General features: G+C 49.0%; 24 protein-coding genes and 2 pseudogenes. 15 read left to right on the top strand and 11 right to left on the bottom strand.

Features of this window, described 5'->3' with window-relative positions; genetic code table 11:
* Nucleotides 1–9: 9 nt before the first annotated feature.
* The 3 genes from arsA (C5471_RS15960) to arsC are packed head-to-tail and all read left to right on the top strand — an operon-like array spanning nt 10 to nt 3,535.
* Nucleotides 10–1,761 (top strand): arsenite efflux transporter ATPase subunit ArsA, encoded by a 1,752-nt coding sequence (arsA, locus tag C5471_RS15960; protein ID WP_133816108.1) that lies wholly within the window; start codon nt 10–12, stop codon nt 1,759–1,761.
* A 46-nt stretch (nt 1,762–1,807) separates the two neighbouring features.
* Entirely contained in the window at nt 1,808–3,100 is a 1,293-nt protein-coding gene (gene arsB / locus C5471_RS15955) for an arsenite efflux transporter membrane subunit ArsB (RefSeq protein ID WP_133816109.1), read from the top strand.
* A gap of 9 nt (nt 3,101–3,109) precedes the next feature.
* Nucleotides 3,110–3,535 carry a glutaredoxin-dependent arsenate reductase gene (gene arsC / locus C5471_RS15950; RefSeq protein WP_133816110.1) on the top strand — a complete coding sequence of 142 codons (426 nt, stop codon included), beginning with the start codon at nt 3,110–3,112 and terminating at the stop codon, nt 3,533–3,535.
* Nucleotides 3,536–3,565: 30 nt separating this feature from the next.
* Here the strand turns inward: arsC and arsA (C5471_RS15945) are convergent, their stop codons facing one another.
* From arsA (C5471_RS15945) to C5471_RS15905, 10 genes are all read right to left on the bottom strand, one after another.
* Complete coding sequence (gene arsA / locus C5471_RS15945; protein WP_133816111.1) at nt 3,566–5,323, bottom strand: arsenical pump-driving ATPase; 1,758 nt, start codon at nt 5,321–5,323, stop codon at nt 3,566–3,568.
* A 20-nt stretch (nt 5,324–5,343) separates the two neighbouring features.
* A complete protein-coding gene (locus tag C5471_RS15940) occupies nt 5,344–5,706 on the bottom strand; it encodes an arsenic metallochaperone ArsD family protein (protein ID WP_133816112.1) in 363 nt (120 codons plus the stop codon).
* Between the two features lie 75 nt (nt 5,707–5,781).
* Nucleotides 5,782–6,327, bottom strand: coding sequence for a sigma-70 family RNA polymerase sigma factor (locus C5471_RS15935; protein ID WP_133816113.1), 546 nt, complete (start codon nt 6,325–6,327; stop codon nt 5,782–5,784).
* Nucleotides 6,328–6,335: 8 nt separating this feature from the next.
* Complete coding sequence (gene arsH, locus C5471_RS15930) at nt 6,336–7,049, bottom strand: arsenical resistance protein ArsH (protein ID WP_133816114.1); 714 nt, start codon at nt 7,047–7,049, stop codon at nt 6,336–6,338.
* Nucleotide 7,050: 1 nt separating this feature from the next.
* Entirely contained in the window at nt 7,051–7,374 is a 324-nt protein-coding gene (locus C5471_RS15925; protein ID WP_133816213.1) for a metalloregulator ArsR/SmtB family transcription factor, read from the bottom strand.
* 139 nt (nt 7,375–7,513) lie between these two features.
* Nucleotides 7,514–8,125 carry an inovirus Gp2 family protein gene (locus C5471_RS15920; protein WP_133816115.1) on the bottom strand — a complete coding sequence of 204 codons (612 nt, stop codon included), beginning with the start codon at nt 8,123–8,125 and terminating at the stop codon, nt 7,514–7,516.
* 327 nt (nt 8,126–8,452) lie between these two features.
* Complete coding sequence (locus C5471_RS25505) at nt 8,453–8,533, bottom strand: putative zinc ribbon protein (protein ID WP_414105931.1); 81 nt, start codon at nt 8,531–8,533, stop codon at nt 8,453–8,455.
* A gap of 65 nt (nt 8,534–8,598) precedes the next feature.
* Complete coding sequence (locus C5471_RS24875; protein WP_278250166.1) at nt 8,599–8,838, bottom strand: DUF7828 domain-containing protein; 240 nt, start codon at nt 8,836–8,838, stop codon at nt 8,599–8,601.
* A 10-nt stretch (nt 8,839–8,848) separates the two neighbouring features.
* Nucleotides 8,849–9,382 carry a secretoglobin family protein gene (locus C5471_RS15910; RefSeq protein ID WP_133816116.1) on the bottom strand — a complete coding sequence of 178 codons (534 nt, stop codon included), beginning with the start codon at nt 9,380–9,382 and terminating at the stop codon, nt 8,849–8,851.
* 106 nt (nt 9,383–9,488) lie between these two features.
* Nucleotides 9,489–9,698, bottom strand: coding sequence for a helix-turn-helix transcriptional regulator (locus C5471_RS15905; RefSeq protein WP_133816117.1), 210 nt, complete (start codon nt 9,696–9,698; stop codon nt 9,489–9,491).
* A 22-nt stretch (nt 9,699–9,720) separates the two neighbouring features.
* On the opposite strand from C5471_RS15905, the gene C5471_RS15900 reads away from it, so the two are divergent.
* From C5471_RS15900 to C5471_RS15885, 4 genes are all read left to right on the top strand, one after another.
* A complete protein-coding gene (locus C5471_RS15900) occupies nt 9,721–9,870 on the top strand; it encodes a hypothetical protein (RefSeq protein WP_166296122.1) in 150 nt (49 codons plus the stop codon).
* 266 nt (nt 9,871–10,136) lie between these two features.
* Nucleotides 10,137–11,252: a hypothetical protein gene (locus tag C5471_RS15895; protein ID WP_133816118.1), complete on the top strand. Its 1,116-nt coding sequence runs from the start codon at nt 10,137–10,139 to the stop codon at nt 11,250–11,252.
* A 155-nt stretch (nt 11,253–11,407) separates the two neighbouring features.
* Nucleotides 11,408–12,271, top strand: a complete 864-nt coding sequence (locus C5471_RS15890) for a GTPase family protein (RefSeq protein ID WP_133816119.1) — start codon at nt 11,408–11,410, stop codon at nt 12,269–12,271.
* Between the two features lie 94 nt (nt 12,272–12,365).
* Nucleotides 12,366–13,184, top strand: a complete 819-nt coding sequence (locus tag C5471_RS15885; RefSeq protein WP_133816120.1) for a DUF932 domain-containing protein — start codon at nt 12,366–12,368, stop codon at nt 13,182–13,184.
* Nucleotides 13,185–13,413: 229 nt separating this feature from the next.
* Here C5471_RS15885 and C5471_RS25090 read toward each other — a convergent pair whose 3' ends face one another.
* Nucleotides 13,414–13,587 (bottom strand): hypothetical protein, encoded by a 174-nt coding sequence (locus tag C5471_RS25090; protein WP_339959292.1) that lies wholly within the window; start codon nt 13,585–13,587, stop codon nt 13,414–13,416.
* Here C5471_RS25090 and C5471_RS15880 point away from each other — a divergent pair.
* The 8 genes and pseudogenes from C5471_RS15880 to C5471_RS15845 form a co-directional block, all read left to right on the top strand.
* Nucleotides 13,517–14,140: a transcriptional regulator gene (locus C5471_RS15880; protein WP_339959291.1), complete on the top strand. Its 624-nt coding sequence runs from the start codon at nt 13,517–13,519 to the stop codon at nt 14,138–14,140. The genes C5471_RS25090 and C5471_RS15880 overlap by 71 nt on opposite strands.
* 43 nt (nt 14,141–14,183) lie before the next feature.
* The gene (locus C5471_RS15875; protein ID WP_133816122.1) at nt 14,184–14,720 is read left to right on the top strand and encodes a DUF4339 domain-containing protein; all 537 of its coding nucleotides are present in this window, start codon (nt 14,184–14,186) and stop codon (nt 14,718–14,720) included.
* A gap of 50 nt (nt 14,721–14,770) precedes the next feature.
* On the top strand, nt 14,771–15,208 hold the full coding sequence (locus tag C5471_RS15870; protein WP_133816123.1) for a hypothetical protein: 438 nt from the start codon (nt 14,771–14,773) through the stop codon (nt 15,206–15,208).
* A gap of 76 nt (nt 15,209–15,284) precedes the next feature.
* Nucleotides 15,285–15,539: pseudogene (locus C5471_RS15865) on the top strand (hypothetical protein); the annotation flags it as partial.
* 51 nt (nt 15,540–15,590) lie between these two features.
* Nucleotides 15,591–16,895 (top strand): IS4 family transposase, encoded by a 1,305-nt coding sequence (locus tag C5471_RS15860; protein ID WP_166296119.1) that lies wholly within the window; start codon nt 15,591–15,593, stop codon nt 16,893–16,895.
* A 4-nt stretch (nt 16,896–16,899) separates the two neighbouring features.
* Complete coding sequence (locus C5471_RS15855; protein ID WP_166296113.1) at nt 16,900–17,076, top strand: hypothetical protein; 177 nt, start codon at nt 16,900–16,902, stop codon at nt 17,074–17,076.
* A 177-nt stretch (nt 17,077–17,253) separates the two neighbouring features.
* The gene (locus C5471_RS15850) at nt 17,254–17,718 is read left to right on the top strand and encodes an antirestriction protein (RefSeq protein WP_133816125.1); all 465 of its coding nucleotides are present in this window, start codon (nt 17,254–17,256) and stop codon (nt 17,716–17,718) included.
* A gap of 11 nt (nt 17,719–17,729) precedes the next feature.
* Nucleotides 17,730–18,059, top strand: a pseudogene (locus tag C5471_RS15845) (JAB domain-containing protein); the annotation flags it as partial.
* Nucleotides 18,060–18,171 lie beyond the last annotated feature (112 nt).

Raw genomic sequence — 18,171 nt, 5'->3', positions numbered from 1 at the left:
GGAGGACATATGAAATTCTTACAGAATATCCCGTCTTACCTGTTTTTCACCGGTAAGGGAGGTGTAGGCAAAACTTCGATTTCCTGCGCAACGGCTATACGTCTGGCTGAACTGGGAAAGCGTGTTCTGCTTGTCAGTACCGACCCGGCTTCTAACGTCGGTCAGGTATTCGATCAGACTATCGGTAACACTATCCAGCCCGTGACTGCTGTGCCTGGTCTTTCGGCTCTCGAGATTGACCCGCAGGAAGCAGCCCAGCAATACCGCGCCAGAATCGTTGACCCTATTAAAGGTCTTTTACCTGATGGCGTTGTTAACAGCATCAGTGAACAGCTTTCAGGAGCTTGTACGACAGAGATTGCTGCGTTCGACGAGTTTACTGGCTTACTAACCGACGCTTCTCTACTGACCCGCTTTGATCACATCATTTTTGATACTGCCCCAACGGGCCACACTATTCGCCTTCTCCAGCTTCCCGGAGCCTGGAGTAGCTTCATTGAAAGTAATCCGGATGGTGCTTCCTGTCTTGGGCCGATGGCTGGGCTGGAAAAGCAACGCGAGCAATATGCTCATGCGGTTGAGGCATTATCCGATCCTGAACGAACTCGCCTGGTGTTGGTCGCGCGATTGCAAAAATCAACATTGCAGGAAGTCGCCCGCACTCATGACGAATTATCAGCCATTGGCCTAAAAAATCAGTATTTAGTCATTAACGGTATTCTGCCAGCGAGCGAAGCAGAACGTGATGCACTGGCCGCTGCAATATGGCAACGGGAGCAAGAGGCGCTGGCAAATCTTCCCGCTGGGTTATCTGAGTTGCCGACGGAAACACTATTCCTTCAGCCACTGAATATGGTTGGTGTGTCCGCATTGAAAGGCCTGCTCAACGAACACGCTGAGATAGCATCGCTTCCTGTACGGGGCATGCAGAACAAGCCAGAGAATGTGTCGCTGTCTGCCATGATTGATGATATCGCCCGTAGTGAACACGGTTTGATTATGCTGATGGGCAAGGGTGGTGTAGGTAAAACCACAATGGCTGCGGCTATCGCCGTCAGTCTGGCAGATAAAGGTTTTGATGTGCATCTCACTACCTCAGATCCTGCTGCACACCTGAGCACAACGCTCAATGGCAGCCTCAAGAATCTGCAGGTCAGTCGAATCAATCCTCACGATGAAACCGAACGCTATCGTCAGCATGTTCTTGAAACGAAAGGCAGGGATCTGGATGAGGCTGGGAAACGGCTGCTCGAAGAGGATTTACGTTCTCCTTGCACAGAAGAGATTGCGGTGTTCCAGGCATTCTCACGCGTAATACGTGAAGCAGGCAAACGGTTTTTGGTCATGGATACGGCACCTACCGGGCATACGCTATTACTGCTTGATGCTACCGGGGCTTATCATCGTGAGATTGCTAAGAAGATGGGGGATAAAGGTCATTTTACCACTCCGATGATGCAGCTTCAGGACCCGGAGCGTACCAAAGTCCTGCTGGTCACTCTGCCTGAAACCACACCTGTACTGGAAGCTGCAAACCTGCAGTCCGATCTGGAGCGTGCGGGGATTCATCCCTGGGGCTGGATTATCAATAACAGCCTTTCTATTGCGGAGACGCATTCGCCACTGCTTTGTCTACGTGCTCAACAAGAGCTTCCTCAGATCGAGGCTGTGCAGAGCACGCATGCCAAACGTATCGCGTTAGTACCCGTACTGGCATCAGAGCCCACTGGCATCGAGAAACTCAGAGAGCTGGCGATTTAATTTTTTGTATATACAGGGCGGCAGAGCCGTTCTGTCTGGAGGGTTTATGTTTCTGGCAGGCGCTATTTTTGTCCTGACCATCGTTTTGGTTATCTGGCAACCGAAGGGATTAGGGATCGGCTGGAGTGCCACTCTGGGCGCGATACTGGCGTTAATCTCTGGCGTTGTACACATGGGCGATATCCCCGTGGTTTGGAATATCGTCTGGAATGCGACGGCGACCTTTATTGCCGTGATTATTATCAGCCTGTTGCTCGATGAATCCGGCTTTTTCGAATGGGCTGCGCTGCACGTTTCACGTTGGGGCAACGGTCGTGGACGTTTGCTGTTTACCTATATCGTCCTGCTCGGCGCAGCGGTGGCGGCACTGTTTGCCAACGATGGCGCAGCTCTTATTCTGACGCCGATTGTTATCGCCATGCTCCTGGCGCTTGGCTTCAGTAAAAGCACCACTCTGGCATTCGTGATGGCGGCAGGGTTTATTGCCGATACGGCCAGCTTGCCGCTTATAGTGTCAAACTTGGTTAACATCGTTTCTGCAGACTTCTTTGGGCTGGGTTTCACTGAGTATGCGTCGGTAATGGTGCCGGTTGATATTGCCGCTATTATCGCCACACTGGTGATGCTGCACCTGTTCTTTCGCAAAGATATTCTGCCGACTTACGACCTGTCTCTCCTGAAAGCACCGACAAAAGCAATTAAAGATCCGGCTACGTTCCGCACCGGCTGGTTAGTGTTGATTCTTCTGCTGGTTGGCTTTTTCGTTCTTGAGCCGTTGGGTATTCCCGTCAGCGCGATTGCTGCTGTAGGGGCTGTAATCCTGTTTACAGTAGCTAAACGAGGCCATGCCATTAACACCGGTAAAGTGCTGCGTGGGGCACCATGGCAGATCGTCATCTTCTCGCTGGGGATGTATCTGGTGGTCTATGGTCTACGTAATGCTGGGCTAACAGAATATCTCTCCGGCGTACTGAACATGCTGGCAGATAAAGGTCTGTGGGCCGCGACCTTTGGTACTGGGTTCCTGACTGCTTTCCTGTCTTCCATCATGAATAACATGCCTACCGTGCTGGTTGGTGCTCTCTCAATCGATGGCAGCACCGCAACAGGCGTTATCAAAGAGGCGATGATTTATGCCAACGTGATTGGCTGTGATCTGGGGCCGAAAATTACACCTATTGGTAGCCTGGCAACGCTGCTCTGGCTGCATGTCCTTTCACAGAAGAATATGACCATCACCTGGGGATACTATTTCCGCACTGGGATCGTCATGACTCTGCCTGTGCTGTTTGTAACGCTGGCCGCGCTGGCGCTACGTCTCTCTTTCACTTTGTCATGAGATACTGAGATGAGCAATATCACTATTTATCACAATCCGGCCTGCGGAACGTCGCGTAATACGCTGGAGATAATCTGCAACAGCGGTACTGAGCCGACCATTATTCATTATCTTGAGACTCCACCTTCACGCGATGAGCTGGTCAAACTCATTGCGGATATGGGCATTTCCGTCCGGGCGTTACTGCGTAAGAACGTCGAGCCGTATGAGGAACTGGGTCTTGCAGAAGATAAATTTACTGACGACCAGTTAATCGATTTTATGTTGCAACACTCGATCCTGATTAACCGTCCGATTGTGGTGACGCCACTGGGAACTAAACTGTGCCGTCCGTCCGAGGTAGTTCTGGATATCCTTCCAGATGCCCAGAAAGCGGCTTTCACCAAGGAAGACGGTGAAAAAGTCATTGATGATGCAGGTAAACGACTGAAATAAAGTTGAAGGGGGCAAATGCCCCCTTCATGGTTACTTCGCCATTTCTTCCAGCAGGTCAATACCAACCGGCTCTTCGCTCTGTAGTGCTGTTAGAGCAATACGCTTTGCATACTGCTCTTCCACATCAGAGATGAGTGGCAACTCGCGGTTCGCCCTGGTCTTCAGGAAAGGTGAAGACAGTTCAGCCGCTGCCAGGCTGTTATTAACAACCCATGCCCACGGCTCGATGCCAGCTCGACGCAGATCCTGCTGCAGGTTTGCTGCTTCCAGTACAGGTGTCGTTTCGGCAAGCGTCACGATAATCACCTTTGTCTTTTCCGGGTCCTGTAACTGCATCATTGGCGTCATCACATGGTCATGTGTTTGTCCCATCTGGCGCACCATTTCCCGGTGATAGGCTCCTGTTGCATCAAGTAGCAGGAGCGTGTGACCCGTTGGAGCGGTGTCCATAATGACAAAATGGTCGTCAGCCTCTTTGATGATCCGCGAGAATGCCTGGAAGACGGCGATCTCTTCAGTACATGGCGAGCGGAGATCTTCCTCCAGCACCGCCAGTCCTTCTGCATCTAACCCTTTTCCCTGGTTTTCCAGAACAAAGCGACGATAGCGTTCTGTCTCCACCTTCGGGTCGATACGGCTGACCTGAAGATTTGGCAACGAGCCATCCAGCGTGTAAGAAAGATGTGCTGCCGGATCGGATGTGGTCAGGTGGACCTTGTGCCCGCGTTTTGCCAGCGATACCGCCACCGATGCCGCAACGGTCGTTTTACCTACTCCGCCTTTACCCATCGTCATGACCAGCCCTTTTCCTGTCAGGCTTAGTTCATCAACCAGTGACGCAAGTTTCGGTAAATCCAGAGCATTCAGCGTGGTATCAGGGAGAGCCGGTGAGGCTTTGCTCTCTGTGAATAATTCACGCAGGGCTTCCAGACCGACCAGATTAAATGGCTTCAGATACAGCTGTGAGCGGGGAAGATTAGCCAGATTATCAGGCATTGCCTGTAATGCTTTTTCTTCCCGAGCCAAAATACTTTGCGCCAGTGGATCATTTTCACCCGCATACGGCGGCAGCACACCATTAATGGCAAGGTGTTGATGCTGCAAACCGATAGCAGACAGCTCATCGTGCGTATGAGAGACTTCTTTCAGCGTTGAAGACTGGGCGCGGGCAACCAGAACTAAGCGCGTGAGTGCTGCATCAGACAGCGCTTTAACCGCATCGGAGTACTGGTGCTGTTGTTTCTCCAGTCCCACCAGCGACCCGAGGTTAGCGGCGGCATCAGGGTTCGCTTCCAGATAACCACTCCAGGCTCCCGGTAGCTCAAGCATACGTATGGTGTGACCGGTTGGCGCGGTATCAAATACGATATGGTCATATTTTTCCCGCAACTCATGATTGGTCAACAGACCCGTAAACTCGTCAAATGCAGCGATTTCCGTGGTACATGAGCCGGAAAGCTGCTCTTCAATGCTGCTGACCACATCGGCTGGCATCAGCTCGCGAACAGGGTCCAGTACACGGTCGCGATAAGCTTGTGCCGCAGCCATAGGGTCAACTTCCATCGCGGCAAGATTTTCAACGGTACTGATATCTGTAATTCGGTGGCCAATAGTCTGGCTAAATACCTGGCCGACATTGGAAGCCGGATCGGTACTCACCAGAAGCGTTCTCTTACCCTGATCGGCCAGCCATACCGCAGTAGCACAGGCCAGAGATGTTTTACCCACTCCACCTTTACCGGTGAAGAAGATGAACGGGGGAATGTCTTTTAAAAATGGCATTTTCATCTGTGATAGTTCCTCGGGAATTAAGGCATACGTGGAATGCTGCAGCAGCTTGGTTGTGCGCTGTCTTCACTCCAGTCCTTAGTCAGCGGAATACCTGCCCAACGGGCGATATCTTCACGAGTCGGCAGCTTGCCTGCCATCACGAGCTTGCCATCGAGCAAGGTGACAGGGAGGGACTCCATCCCTGATGTGTTCAGAAACTCTTTGATGACAGGGGTATTCAGGAACTGCTGCGGGTTTTTCGCAAGGCTGTAGCGCTGAATATCAACGCCATTCTTTTTCGCCCATTCGGCGCTGGCGTTCCATTTGACGGCTTCGTCACTGACCACAACGCTACTGGTTGCGCAGCAACCTGCTGCTTCAAATATCTCAATTTTTGACATGGACTGTTTACCTCAGTGTTTAGTCATTTGGCTTTACACTGAGGTAAACGAAGGTGGTGGGAAAAAGATGCGCGATTAATTCATTTTTTTGTGGCAACAGATGGGAGAAGTGTCATCCGCCTCAATTTGGCAGAGTTCTGTCATCGTCTCTTTCAGGTGCTTTCTGGCCCGAAGTAGTCGGGATTTAAACGCCGTCAGCGTGATACCCAGTTCATCGGCTAAGGACTGCTGGGGACGCCGGTTGAGATCGGATTCTTCAATCAGCCACCGCTCATCTTCAGGTAATGCCTGCAACGTTTCAGGCAGGCAAATACCTAGCGTTGAGATCGCATCAGGGGATACGTCAGGCAGTGGGGCCTCTTCTTCCAGCTCAACGAACTCCCTGGTGGTGCGGTACTCATCAATCAGCAGATTCCTCGCCACCCGATACAGCCAGGCTCGTGGATTCTCCATCTGACAAAAACTGTCTGAATGAGCTCGGGCACGCAGGAATAGCTCTTGCAGAAGGTCAGCTGATTTTTCGCTATCACCTGTCTTCGATGCCAGAAAGCGAGAGAGTTCGGCTTCGTGTTGCCGCCAGAACACGCTCATGCAGTTGTTGAATGCCGTTACATCACTCATATCAGCCCTCAGATTTTGCTCTGATTAACCCGCCGGGAAAGCTCTTCTGCCGACTCTTTTCGTTCGCTGTAGCGATCAACGAGATAGGCTGAGTTGCCTCGGGTCAACAGGGTAAACTTCATCAGCTCTTCCATCACATCCACAATGCGATCGTAATAAGAAGACGGTTTCATTCGTCCATCTTCATCAAACTCCTGCCAGGCTTTTGCCACAGAGGACTGATTCGGGATGGTGATCATCCGCATCCAGCGGCCAAGAATGCGCATCTGGTTTACGGCATTGAAAGACTGAGAACCACCGCAGACCTGCATTACAGCCAGCGTCTTACCCTGAGAAGGTCGAACAGCGCCTTCCGATAGTGGTATCCAGTCAATCTGGGCTTTCATGATGCCGGTCATCGCACCATGGCGCTCAGGGGAACACCACACCATCCCTTCGGACCAACGAACCAGCTCACGCAGCTCCATGACTTTGGGATGCGAGTCAGGCGCATCATCAGGAAGAGGCAAACCAGAGGGATTAAAGATACACACCTCTGCGCCCATGGCAGTCAGCAACCTTGCCGCTTCCTCAGTTGCCAGTCGGCTATATGAACGTTCACGCACAGAGCCGTACAGCATGAGGATACGGGGAGGATGGGCAACGGCAGGAACGCCGAATCTTGCCTCTGTGATTGAGGTGTCAAACAAACCCGAATCAACATTCTTAAGGTCGCCTGTCATTTTACTTCTCCGTCTTCTGGGGCATGGTGAGGCAGTCGTCAGTCCCTGAGCAGCATTCTTCTGTCAGGAAGGTAATGAGAGCTTCAAGGTTCTCATATCGAGCATGGCAATAGAGCGTTCTACCCTGCCGCTCTTGGCTTACCAGAGAAACTGATATCAGCGATGAGAGATGATGGCTCAGCGTAGAGGCAGGGATGTCGAGCCGCTTCTGCAGTTCGCCAACCGGTAACCCTTCATGCCCGGCTTTAACCAGCTCTCTGTACACGCTCAGGCGCGTAGGATGACCCAGCTCTTTCAGAGTGTCTGCTGCTTTTGAAAGCTCCACTTGCATCTCATTTCTATATTTCTGGAATAGTGGAAATATAGCGCATTCTTTGGAAGTTTCCAAGGTCTCACCAATCGATACTGGCGGTTCGAAGTAAGCGGGGTAAAGGCTTTAAAAGTAATTTTTCTTTGATTAACAATTAGTTTTGACTACAACCAAAAGACCGTTCTTCCCTGCTGTAATCTTTGGTGCGTTCTTTCGCAAAATAACTTAATCGAAACGTCAGTTGATCATAAATATCTCTGTAACAAGCTGAATTAACATCCAGGTAATAAAGGGGATTATCAGGAAAGCGGGCAAGCGTCCCGTAGTCTGGTCGATGACTCATTTGTAGGGCGCTCAGCCAGGCCTCTCGTATCAGAGACGCCAGGCCCGTCCCGTCTTCTTTGTAACTCCCCAGTCCATTGAACGTATCGTTATTCACGAACAACACCATGTGGTAATGCGATTTCTGATTAATCTCACCCACCTCCCGAACCCAGGCATCGCGAAGGTGGCATGGATATGTTCGTTTACCCTGCTTCAGCTTACTTCTGTAGCGCGCTGCAATCTTTGCATCAAGGGATTCAATGAATCGAGATATCAGACCCTGCCGGTTAGTGAGCATATTGTCAGGAAGACGCAGGTCTACCCGTACCGCCATTGTGCGTGCGTGCTCTGCAGTCGCGCTATCTATAACGCGAAGAATACGCTGCAGGTAAGTGGTGTTGAATGGTGCGTGCCGTCTATCGAGACAGATATTATCAATCATATAATTTTCCTTGGGTAATGAATTACGGGCAGGGCAAAGCCTTACCCGTAATGGGCTGTTAAAGGGAATAACGATTTAAAGGGGGGAATACCAGCCATTAAGGCTGTCGTGTATAAGTGACCGTATAGGGTGTGGTATTGAGATGATATTGTTTATATATCAGTTGGTTAATTAATATTACCAACCCGTCATGGATTATGAATTACGAATCCACCAGCACCAGGGGCCGGATGATGGAAAGTGATTGATTTTTACTCCGAAGTTATATGCCCCATATAATAACTTTCTGGTGTATCAATCAATCCCATGATTGCCTGGTACGTATCACTAAATTCGTATCTCCCGACTGTATATCCCTTTTCTGCATTGAGGGCAGCGTTTCTCACCGCCATATGACAGGCCGCACATCGTGCATTGCCATTGGGTTGTTGTAATGACTGGGGGCAGTTGCGCCACGAGTTGCTGAAGTTTCTCTATGGTGGAAGATTTCCCACTTGCTGGTGCCAACCAGGGGCACTGCAAAAGGGCTTCCGGTTGCCCCGTGGAATATCGTGTTCAAACCATGACGGTGAAGTTTTGGTGGGGAGGTGGAATATCAATGGGCACTGACAATGGTGGCAGCTCCACTCTTCACTTTCTGCCATATTCACCTGGCGGGCAGGCACAATTTCGCCGGTTCTACGCTGTGCGATATAACATTTTTGTACTCGCATTTTCCAGACCTCACATTGGCCTGGTGGCACGAATATAATTTTCAGTTAGCGTTTTCAGTCCCCGGTATGATTTTTGTTTTTCTGACATCCATTGCTTCAGCGTGTCAGGAAGCGGTAAGTGCAGCGAATACCATTCATCCAAATCCCGGCCTGCAACCAGTTCACACCAGCAGAGTAGTGTCAGCGTTTGTCGAAAGCCCGGTTGCGTATGCAGCCGGAATAACATCTGTAATTGTTCCGCCAGTCTGCTTTTCCCAAGGCGGTAACATTCACTGAGCAACACTCCAGGTAACAGAGAATAGTCAGTACGTTTGTTCAGTCGGGGGATAACAGCACACTCTTCCTCCCGGGATGTTTGAGTGACCTGTAACAGATACTGTGGGATGACAATTACCGATGCCATACCGTCCGATGACCGGCACGATGTAATCGCAAGTTTGTGCCAGTGCTCTATTTCCTGCTGACACAAACCATGGAACAAATTGATGCGGGTAAAGTCATTAAGCCAGGCATTGTAATGGTTAAGCAATGGGATGTTTTTCATGGGTAATTTTCCTTGATTATTAAATTTCAGGCAGCCGTAAGCCTCCGCTGAAAGCGGATAGTGCAAGTACGGTCTGGATTAGTGTTATTTGGTGAAGTAGGGCTTACTACTGTTTGTGGGATTCTTCGATACGGACCTGAAGCCAGGCTTCCACTTCACTTTTCCGCCAGCGAGAGCTGCGGCCAAATTTAGTCGGTTTTGGAAACTTACCGTCTTTAATTAGCTTGTACACCCACTTATCTGTCATCTGCATTAGCTTGGTAATAAATGCCATATCGATGAATTGGTCTTCGAGCAGGGAAACTTGAATAGTCATGATTTGATTCTCCGGTATCTGAATGGAAACCGGAGAAGGTCTTATTCTTGTTACTTCCCGCTCCGGCATAGGTACCGGTGTTCACGTAAAAAAAGTGGTGATGATTGCCCGTAGACGTTTCTTAGATGCTGACAAATTTTGCATCATCAATATTGGGTTCAACATACGTTGACCTTCGCATCATAAAGAAGCGCTCTATGACTTTATCCCGGCTGATGAGAAGCCTGCTTGTATTGATATGGTTTATGTACATGTATAAAATGATTTTCTTGTAACTAATTGATATTTAATTTTCACTTGTTTTTACAAGCTACGTTTTTTCTACGTAATTCATTTGTTTTTTATGTGATTTAGAGTTGATTTTTTTTCATTTCATCTTCGTTTTATCTTCGTTTTTAGTATATAAAAATACTGAAAATCTTTGTGGTTGGTGATGAAATGAACAAAAAAGTGTCGGGTGAAGAAAGCCGTGATTGGGAAAAATCACGTATAGAAAAAGAGCTAATCAGGCTCAAAAAGCAAGCTGAAGAAAAACGTGAGCGATTAAAAAACAAGCTAAAGTGGTTAGATAAAGAGCCCCGGGCAGCCTTTTTTTATTTTTTTTACCTTGCTCTTTATTTCGAAAAAATGAGAGGTCAGTTGATTGGGCAGAAAGTTGAACATGATATTAACCCGCTTTCAGCAAAGGCTCTCGGTACAGAGATGATTGCCATGGAGATCAGTCATCCGCGAGATGACAGACCTATGATTGGGGGAATGACAACAAACACCGATTTAGATTATCTTCAAAAATCTGAATCAAAGACCACTGAAGCAGATGAAAAGAACAGTTTGCTGTTGTCACATTCCGACGGGTATGAAAAACCTGAGATAGGTTTGGATGAGCTTCTAAAAAAATTTGATATTTCCACTTTAAAAAATAAACCCGCCAACGGCGTTTTTTTTCCTAGTTTTGTATCGGATTTTGCTGGGGTGGAAGATATCCTTGAATACATTACAGAGACATTATTAAATCCCCAAATAGATGATCCTGTTGCTTTAATGAAAAAAATAAATAAAACCTGGTCCTCAGTCTATTCTGACTTCCCAAAAGCGTTCTCGTGGATGGACATTAAAAATGAAGATCAATGTATTTGGGTGTGGGATACGTTAAAAGAAAAGGGAGTTTCACCACCACTGAACCCTCTTAATAATTACCAGCGCTGGTATTTTATCTGTGCAACTTTTGATTTCTGGAATGGCTGGACGAGTGAACAACTTGAAGAACTGAAAAATAAACGTAAAAAAGCCAATCAGCACTTTCTTGAATTAAAGGCGTCATCTCAGGCACCTCAAAAACATAAGAAGGTGTTAATGACTGAGCTCGAAAAGGCTTGGCTTCAGCAAGTTCGAAGAACAAAATCTGTGTCTACCGTTGACCTTACGACATTACCAGCGAAATCAAAGAAAAAGATGGCTAAGTTATCAGGGGGGTATGGCATATCGGAAATGGAGATGCTGGTAACTCTTATTGACAATGAATATATTGCCATCATAAAGGGCGACAGGAATTAAAGTCCCCAATAGAATGATGATGTTATATTTACCCGTTAAATATTACGCCCTCATTCTAGATAATTTCAGATATATATCATCTCCCAGAACGCAGCATCATTACGGCGAATCCATAAAGGCTTCGCCATTTTTGTTTTCTTTTTTCAGGAGATGTCATGAGAAACCAGGAAGGTCTGCAGTCTCTGCAACGCTCGCTTAATGACTTACCGGAATGGGCCTCAGAGCGGGTCATGCAGCAGATTCGCCAGCTCACAAACTACGAGCCGGTGATTGGTATTATGGGGAAAACTGGAGTCGGTAAATCTTCACTGTGTAATGCCTTATTTCAGGGGGAAGTTTCATCTGTCAGCGATATTGCTGCTTGTACCCGAGAACCATTACGTTTTCGCCTCCAGACAGGAGAGCGGAGTATGACTCTTGTGGACCTGCCCGGCGTCGGAGAGAGCGGTGCTCGCGATGCTGAATATGCAACGCTCTACCGTGAATACCTTCCCCGGCTCGACCTGGTGCTGTGGCTGATCAAGGCTGATGATCGGGCACTGGCGGTGGATGAACACTTTTATCATCAGGTGATTGGTGAGGCATACCGACATAAGGTGCTGTTTGTTATCAGTCAGTCGGATAAGGTCGAGCCCTCTAGTGGAGGTGATAAGTTATCAACCGAGCAGAAGCAGAATATCAGCCGCAAAATTGCCCTACTTCATGAGATATTCCAGCCTGTAAATTCAGTGTGTGCGGTGTCGGTCCGACTGCAGTGGGGACTGCGGGTGATGGCTGAGCGGATGATCCGCTGCTTACCGCGTGAGGCCAGCAGTCCGGTGGTGGTCCAGCTCAGTGCGCCACTTCGTACCGATTCCGTTAATAAAAAAGCCCGTGACGATTTTGGTGAAACAGTCGGCTCGGTACTGGATACAGTAAGTTCCCTGTCCCTGATACCGGCCCCGGTTCGGACAATCATTCAGGCTGTACGCGATACCGTGGTGTCGGTCGCCCGTGCCGTCTGGAATTTCTTCTTCTGAATATTGCCACTTAATCCGTCGTTTCCTGAGCCCTGTCGCCATTTGAGCGACAGGGCTTTTTTGTATTTATTTTTCCATCATGAGGAGTCTGCTTATGACCCGTCTGGCTTCGCGCTTTGGCGCAGCAAATATTATTCGTCGTGACCGCCCGTTAACCCGTGAAGAGTTGTTTCGGGTAGTACCCAGCGTATTCAGCGAGGACAAACATGAATCGCGTAGTGAACGTTACACATACATCCCCACCATCTCCCTGCTGGAAAGCCTGCAGCGGGAAGGCTTTCAGCCGTTCTTTGCCTGTCAGACCAGGGTTCGTGACTCAGGGCGTCGAGAGCATACAAAGCACATGCTGCGCCTGCGCCGTGAGGGGCAAATTACCGGTAAACAGGTGCCGGAAATCATTCTGCTGAATTCACACGATGGCACCAGTTCATACCAGATGCTGCCGGGGCTGTTTCGCCAGGTTTGCCAGAATGGTTTGATTTGCGGTGAGACCTTTGGCGAGGTGCGCGTTCCACACAAGGGAGACGTGGTGAGTCAGGTGATTGAGGGGGCCTATGAGGTACTGGGGATTTTTGACCGGGTGGAGGAAAAACGGGATGCCATGCAGTCGCTGATGCTTCCACCACCAGTCCGACAGGCACTGGCAAAAGCGGCCATTACCTATCGGTTTGGTGAAGAGCATCAGCCAGTAACTCCGGCACAGATCCTGACGCCACGGCGTTATGAAGATTACAGCGATGACCTGTGGACCACGTATCAGCGCATTCAGGAAAACCTGATTAAGGGTGGGTTACGTGGCGAGACTATAAAAGGAAAGCGTATGCATACCCGCGCAGTGCGGGGAATTGATGGTGATGTGAAGCTTAATCGTGCTCTGTGGGTGATGGCAGAAACCCTGCTGGAACAGCTGTAACGGAGCGGGGAATTTACCCTCTGCAACACTGGTATTGTTACCACTTCGTTAACTATGGACACCACCTGTCCGTTTTCCCTTGCAGTGATTGTTGAGAAAATAGCCAAATGTCGCTGTAGGTCGTGCCTGCTCTGACATTATGCAGATGCAAAAAATAGTTCCCGTAGTGTCCATTCCCTGTCCACCCCCCTCTGTAAAGTAATCACATTAATTTCAGTCAGTTAATCCTTCACGGAGAATGTTCCATGACACAGGCAGAACGTCGCCATGACCGGCTGGCGGTCAGACTGTCACTTATCATCGGTCGCCTAGTTGCGGGCGAAACTCTGAGCGTGACGAAGCTTGCCACCGAGTTCGGGGTGTCGGTTCGCACCCTGCGGCGGGATTTTCGTGAGCGGCTCATGTACCTGGACCTGGAGTACCGTCAGGGGCTCTGTCGCCTGCGTACTGGAGGTAACGGTGCGCAGGGTGAACTGGATGTGCTGACCTTTGCTCACCGCACCGGGCTCGCTGATGTCTTTCCGGGCTTTGACCGCAGACTGGTCAGTGCCCTGCTGGCGTCGGATGATGCACCCTGTCTGGTGTGGCAACTGCCACACGGAGTGAGTCCTTCCGGCTCACTGGTGTTTTACCGACTGGTAACCGCCATTACCTCCCGCCAGCGGGTGACGCTGCTGGCCGAGGGGCAACGCTGTGAGAGCCTGGCCCCGTACCGTCTGATTTCGCAGTCAGGTTGCTGGTATCTGGCCGGTGAGTTTCGGGGACATATCACGGTCCATCCGCTGACAGATATTCACGCCGTCACAGTGCTGAACACCACTTTTACACCCAGAAAAACCATCAGCCAGTTGACCAGTCATCCTGCTTTCATCCACGCACTTCCTCACTTTAGTTTCATTCGCGAAGCCCTGTTACTGACCTCTCCTGACAGAAGCTCAGCGGGTAGTGCTGCTTAATCAACCTCCGGCCTGTGCCGATCTTTCAGAGACAAGGAGAATCATGAACTGGCATTACGAGAAAAATGGCGTCCGTCACGACAGTGTGACTGAAGAAGAAATGACCGAGCGCATCAAATGCGGCGAACTTACCGCCTCCACACTGGTGTGGCAGCCGGGCATGACCGACTGGCAGCCTTTATCCGCCACCCCGCTGATGGCCGCGCTGGCACAGCGCATCACACCACCTGCACTGCTGGGGCACCGCATTCCGGGTGGTGTCGTCTGGACACTGGCCTTTGCCCCGATCATTGGCTACGCGCTTGAGCTGTGGACGGCAGGACTGAGCGGGATGGCGTTTGAGGAAGCGTATGACGCCGTATCGGGTGGGCAGTACTGGTTTATCACACTGCTGCTCAATATCGCCTTGGGTTATCTGGATGAAAGACGCCTGCGTAAGGCCGGGGTGGATACAGCAGCCTTCGGCAAGCTGGCGTGGCTGGTACCGTTCTATCTCTGGCGACGGGCTAAATCATTGGGGCAGAAACCAGCTTATTTCTGGGTGTGGCTGGTCATGCTGTTCCTGACGCTGGTGGCCTGATGTATTCCCACTGGCATTAAACCAGTGGCTTCTCTTTTAAGGAAATCAACATGAAAAATCTGTTCAGAGCTCTGCTGATAGCAGGCAGTCTGCTGACCTGCGTCGCGGTGCAGGCTGCACTCTATAACCGGGTACTACCTGCTGCAGTCAATGACAACAACGGCAATATATTCTGGTGTGATGCACACCGTCAGGTCACCGGGAAATGTGAAGCTATGTCCGTCGACCGTATGGGCGTAATGGTAACGATACGCTCAGCGCCGCTTAAAGACTGTGAGGGCGGCCTGTGGGGCTGGATAAGCATCAAGCGTGATGAAGCGTCAAAAGGCTTCACCATCACCCCTGACCAGAAATTCGGTGTCACCGTGAAAGACCTGTGCCGTCCCGGGACGATTGCCACCTTTATGCCTAACCACAAAAAGCCGGATTACGACGACCTGGTGGTGCTGTACCAGGGAAAAGAACTGTTCCGCTATAAACGTTTTTAATCATGCCATGACTGACATAGAACAAATCAGCGCAGCCATGCGCTACTGAGGATTCAGGGAGTAAACCATGTTCAGAATGATAACTGCAGTATCCGCCATTGTGCTGTATCTGGCCGCCTTCACCACCAGTGCAACACAGTTACCCGAACAACTGATGGATAAAGACAACCCGGGCGAGTCGTACTGGTGCCAGGGAAACGATATCAACAGCTCAGTCTGCTCGCTGACCGCCGTCAGTGAAGACCATAAATTTGCCCTGATTCAGGACTGGCCGGGTGCTGCCTGTGAAGATTTAAGTTTCGGGGTTATCGACCTGGCAATGGCATTCGGTTAAGATAACAACTATGCTATAAAAATCTAAGTTTCCTCAGAGAGTATGCTGATGGATATATATTATTTTCTGAACAAAACTTTTTTTGATTCATGCTCGAAAATTGATAATTTTTGGCGAAAAAGGAAAAGATCAATAGACACAAAATTGATTGTGTTATTTCTCATGAAAATCATATCAGGGAAAAATAACCACGGATACTCTTATATTATTAATGAAATATGGGCTGAGTGCATTCATGAAAAAATACCGCTACCTCAGCATAAGCCCGTCTCTGCTTCATCAATGTGCGAAGCCAGAATGAAATTACCTGATGATGCAATAAAAACCATAAACAAAAATATCGTTTCTGTATGGGAAGATAATACCTATCCCGAAACATGGAAAGGACATCGACTGTTTGCTATAGATGGCTCAAAATTAAACATTCCCAGAGGGTTGCTGAAAAATGGATATAAAACCCCCAAAAACACATCACGACATTATCCCTATGCAATGATGAGTTGTCTCTATGATGTATTGAATTCGATCATATATGACGTTGATTTTGTTAACTATAACAATGAGATGGCTTGTGCCGAAAAGCATCTCCAGTGTTTGGATAGCAATGCTGTCGTGATCTTCGATCGGGGATATTTTAGCTATTACTTGTTATATCAAGTAATGCAAAACAATCTGAATGCCGTATTCAGAGTACAGGAGGGAAACAGGAATAAGACTATTAGAGATTTTTCTGACAGTAATTCAGATGATCTTATTGTTAGTTATACGCCATCGGAAGCGGTAAAGTCAGATCTTAGAAAGAGAAACCTTCTTTCAGAATTCCCATGCTTAACGTTAAGACTAATAAAGCATATTGACCGAAATGGTGAATATATTATTGCCACTACTCTTGTTGAACAAGGATATTATGAAGTCGAAGCTTTTCATGATTTATATCACCTTAGATGGAATATAGAAGAGTTATATAAATTGTCCAAGTCAATCCTTTGCATTGAGGATTTCCATTCACAGAGTGAGAAAGGCGTAAAACAAGAAATCCAGGCGCATATATTATTACTGAACCTGGCAAGGATATCGGAAAATGATATTAATCGCAGAGGCAACGATAGCGACTGCATTGATAGCAGAGAAAATAAACAGAAATTGAATTTCAAAAACTGTTTGTTTCTCGTAGTAAGACACTTGTCTTTGCTGATTCAGGGGATAAAAAAACATTTAAAATCATTTTATTGTGCTCTTTCAGAGGGACTTGCCGGAATGACTCACCGAGTGAGGCCTGGGAGGCACTATCCACGAAAATCTATGCGTCCCAGAACCCGATGGAACTCTTTTGATGCCCCGGCAAGAGTTTAACCGAATGCCATTGATCGACCTGGTACGCCAGACCGGTGTTAACATTCCCTACGACGGTGGTGACTGCAAGGGTGATGTGCATGCAGGTTTTGTACGCGGTGCGAAGGATAATGCTCTGTACGTGAAAGTCACCCGGGGCAGTAAAACATTGCTGATGTATAAAATTAAAACCGGATACTGAAACCGCCATCGACACAAAATAAACACAGCCCCTGCTGCTCACGCAACAGGGGCTTTTTGCATTTAAGGCGTGCGTGATGTCTGAACCAGTGTCGTCGCCATTCAGTTCCTATCCCTCCTTTGTTACTCACTTTTCACCAGCACTGACCGGCTGGCTTCTTTATTACGGAGTAAAACCATGACCACACAAACTGATACCGCCCACATACCTGTTACTGATTTACACATCGCTACCGGCATTACCGCCATCCTCGTACCTGATGAACAGCGGTTGGATTTCTGGCCGCAGCACTTTGGGAGTATCCCTCAGTGGATACTCCTTGAACCCCGGATCTTTGGCTGGATGAACCGCTTCTGCGAAGGCTACAGCGGCGGTATCTGGAACTTCCACACGCTCAGCAACGGTGGGGCATTTATGGCACCTGAAGCTGAGGATTACGATAAATGGCACCTGTTCAACAGCATGAATGGCAATGGTGCGGAAATGAGCGCGGAAGCCGCAGGCATTGCTGTTTGCCTGATCGAATACAGCCATCACGCCTGTCGCACTGAATGCGATGCCATGACGGAGCACTATTACCGCCTGCGCGACTATTCCCTTAACCACCCTGAATCCCGCGCAATTCTCGCCATCATTGATTAAGGAATTTTTCCATGGAGAAACAACTAGCCCTGTTTACGCCGGAACTGCCGTTACAGGCACTGCGCACGATTAAGCGGGCCCTGGGTCTGCTTGACCAGCATCTGCGCGAACCAGGTGTGGCATTCACCTCCACACAGGCCGCTCGCGACTGGCTCAGGCTGAAAATGGGCAACCTTGAACGGGAAGAATTTGTCGTGATGTACCTGAATAACCAGAATCAGCTGCTGGCCCACGAAACGCTATTCACTGGCACTATCAGTCACACTGAAGTCCATCCCCGCGAGGTGGTGAAACGCGCCCTCTACTTTAACCTGTCTCTTAATCACATCTCCAAATCAACCGATTTAGCCAGCAAATAGCCGTCTATCAGGGTTTGCAGCCGAAACCAGCCTTCCCAAAGTCGTTCCCATCCGACTCGACCCGTGCGTTTGGAATCGTACCAGCCAGCCAGTT

It is taken from the genome of Photorhabdus tasmaniensis, assembly GCF_011189505.1.
In the GTDB taxonomy this organism is placed as follows: domain Bacteria; phylum Pseudomonadota; class Gammaproteobacteria; order Enterobacterales; family Enterobacteriaceae; genus Photorhabdus; species Photorhabdus tasmaniensis.
The sequence above is the reverse complement of the archived record's forward strand: the minus strand, read 5'-3'. Positions and strand labels throughout refer to the sequence as shown.

Bases quoted from the DNA above. Each gene is read 5' to 3' on its own strand.
- C5471_RS15940 (WP_133816112.1), bottom strand. From the start codon at position 5,706: ATGTCAAAAATTGAGATATTTGAAGCAGCAGGTTGCTGCGCAACCAGT.
- arsC (WP_133816110.1), top strand. From the start codon at position 3,110: ATGAGCAATATCACTATTTATCACAATCCGGCCTGCGGAACGTCGCGT.
- C5471_RS15885 (WP_133816120.1), top strand. From the start codon at position 12,366: ATGACCCGTCTGGCTTCGCGCTTTGGCGCAGCAAATATTATTCGTCGT.
- C5471_RS15890 (WP_133816119.1), top strand. From the start codon at position 11,408: ATGAGAAACCAGGAAGGTCTGCAGTCTCTGCAACGCTCGCTTAATGAC.
- C5471_RS15850 (WP_133816125.1), top strand. From the start codon at position 17,254: ATGACCACACAAACTGATACCGCCCACATACCTGTTACTGATTTACAC.
- C5471_RS15860 (WP_166296119.1), top strand. From the start codon at position 15,591: ATGGATATATATTATTTTCTGAACAAAACTTTTTTTGATTCATGCTCG.
- C5471_RS15935 (WP_133816113.1), bottom strand. From the start codon at position 6,327: ATGAGTGATGTAACGGCATTCAACAACTGCATGAGCGTGTTCTGGCGG.
- C5471_RS15905 (WP_133816117.1), bottom strand. From the start codon at position 9,698: ATGACTATTCAAGTTTCCCTGCTCGAAGACCAATTCATCGATATGGCA.
- C5471_RS15855 (WP_166296113.1), top strand. From the start codon at position 16,900: ATGCCATTGATCGACCTGGTACGCCAGACCGGTGTTAACATTCCCTAC.
- C5471_RS25505 (WP_414105931.1), bottom strand. From the start codon at position 8,533: ATGTGCGGCCTGTCATATGGCGGTGAGAAACGCTGCCCTCAATGCAGA.
- C5471_RS15900 (WP_166296122.1), top strand. From the start codon at position 9,721: ATGGAAACCGGAGAAGGTCTTATTCTTGTTACTTCCCGCTCCGGCATA.
- C5471_RS15910 (WP_133816116.1), bottom strand. From the start codon at position 9,382: ATGAAAAACATCCCATTGCTTAACCATTACAATGCCTGGCTTAATGAC.
- C5471_RS15870 (WP_133816123.1), top strand. From the start codon at position 14,771: ATGAAAAATCTGTTCAGAGCTCTGCTGATAGCAGGCAGTCTGCTGACC.
- C5471_RS15920 (WP_133816115.1), bottom strand. From the start codon at position 8,125: ATGATTGATAATATCTGTCTCGATAGACGGCACGCACCATTCAACACC.
- arsB (WP_133816109.1), top strand. From the start codon at position 1,808: ATGTTTCTGGCAGGCGCTATTTTTGTCCTGACCATCGTTTTGGTTATC.
- arsH (WP_133816114.1), bottom strand. From the start codon at position 7,049: ATGACAGGCGACCTTAAGAATGTTGATTCGGGTTTGTTTGACACCTCA.
- C5471_RS15895 (WP_133816118.1), top strand. From the start codon at position 10,137: ATGAACAAAAAAGTGTCGGGTGAAGAAAGCCGTGATTGGGAAAAATCA.
- C5471_RS24875 (WP_278250166.1), bottom strand. From the start codon at position 8,838: ATGCGAGTACAAAAATGTTATATCGCACAGCGTAGAACCGGCGAAATT.
- C5471_RS25090 (WP_339959292.1), bottom strand. From the start codon at position 13,587: ATGAGCCGCTCACGAAAATCCCGCCGCAGGGTGCGAACCGACACCCCG.
- C5471_RS15875 (WP_133816122.1), top strand. From the start codon at position 14,184: ATGAACTGGCATTACGAGAAAAATGGCGTCCGTCACGACAGTGTGACT.
- arsA (WP_133816111.1), bottom strand. From the start codon at position 5,323: ATGAAAATGCCATTTTTAAAAGACATTCCCCCGTTCATCTTCTTCACC.
- arsA (WP_133816108.1), top strand. From the start codon at position 10: ATGAAATTCTTACAGAATATCCCGTCTTACCTGTTTTTCACCGGTAAG.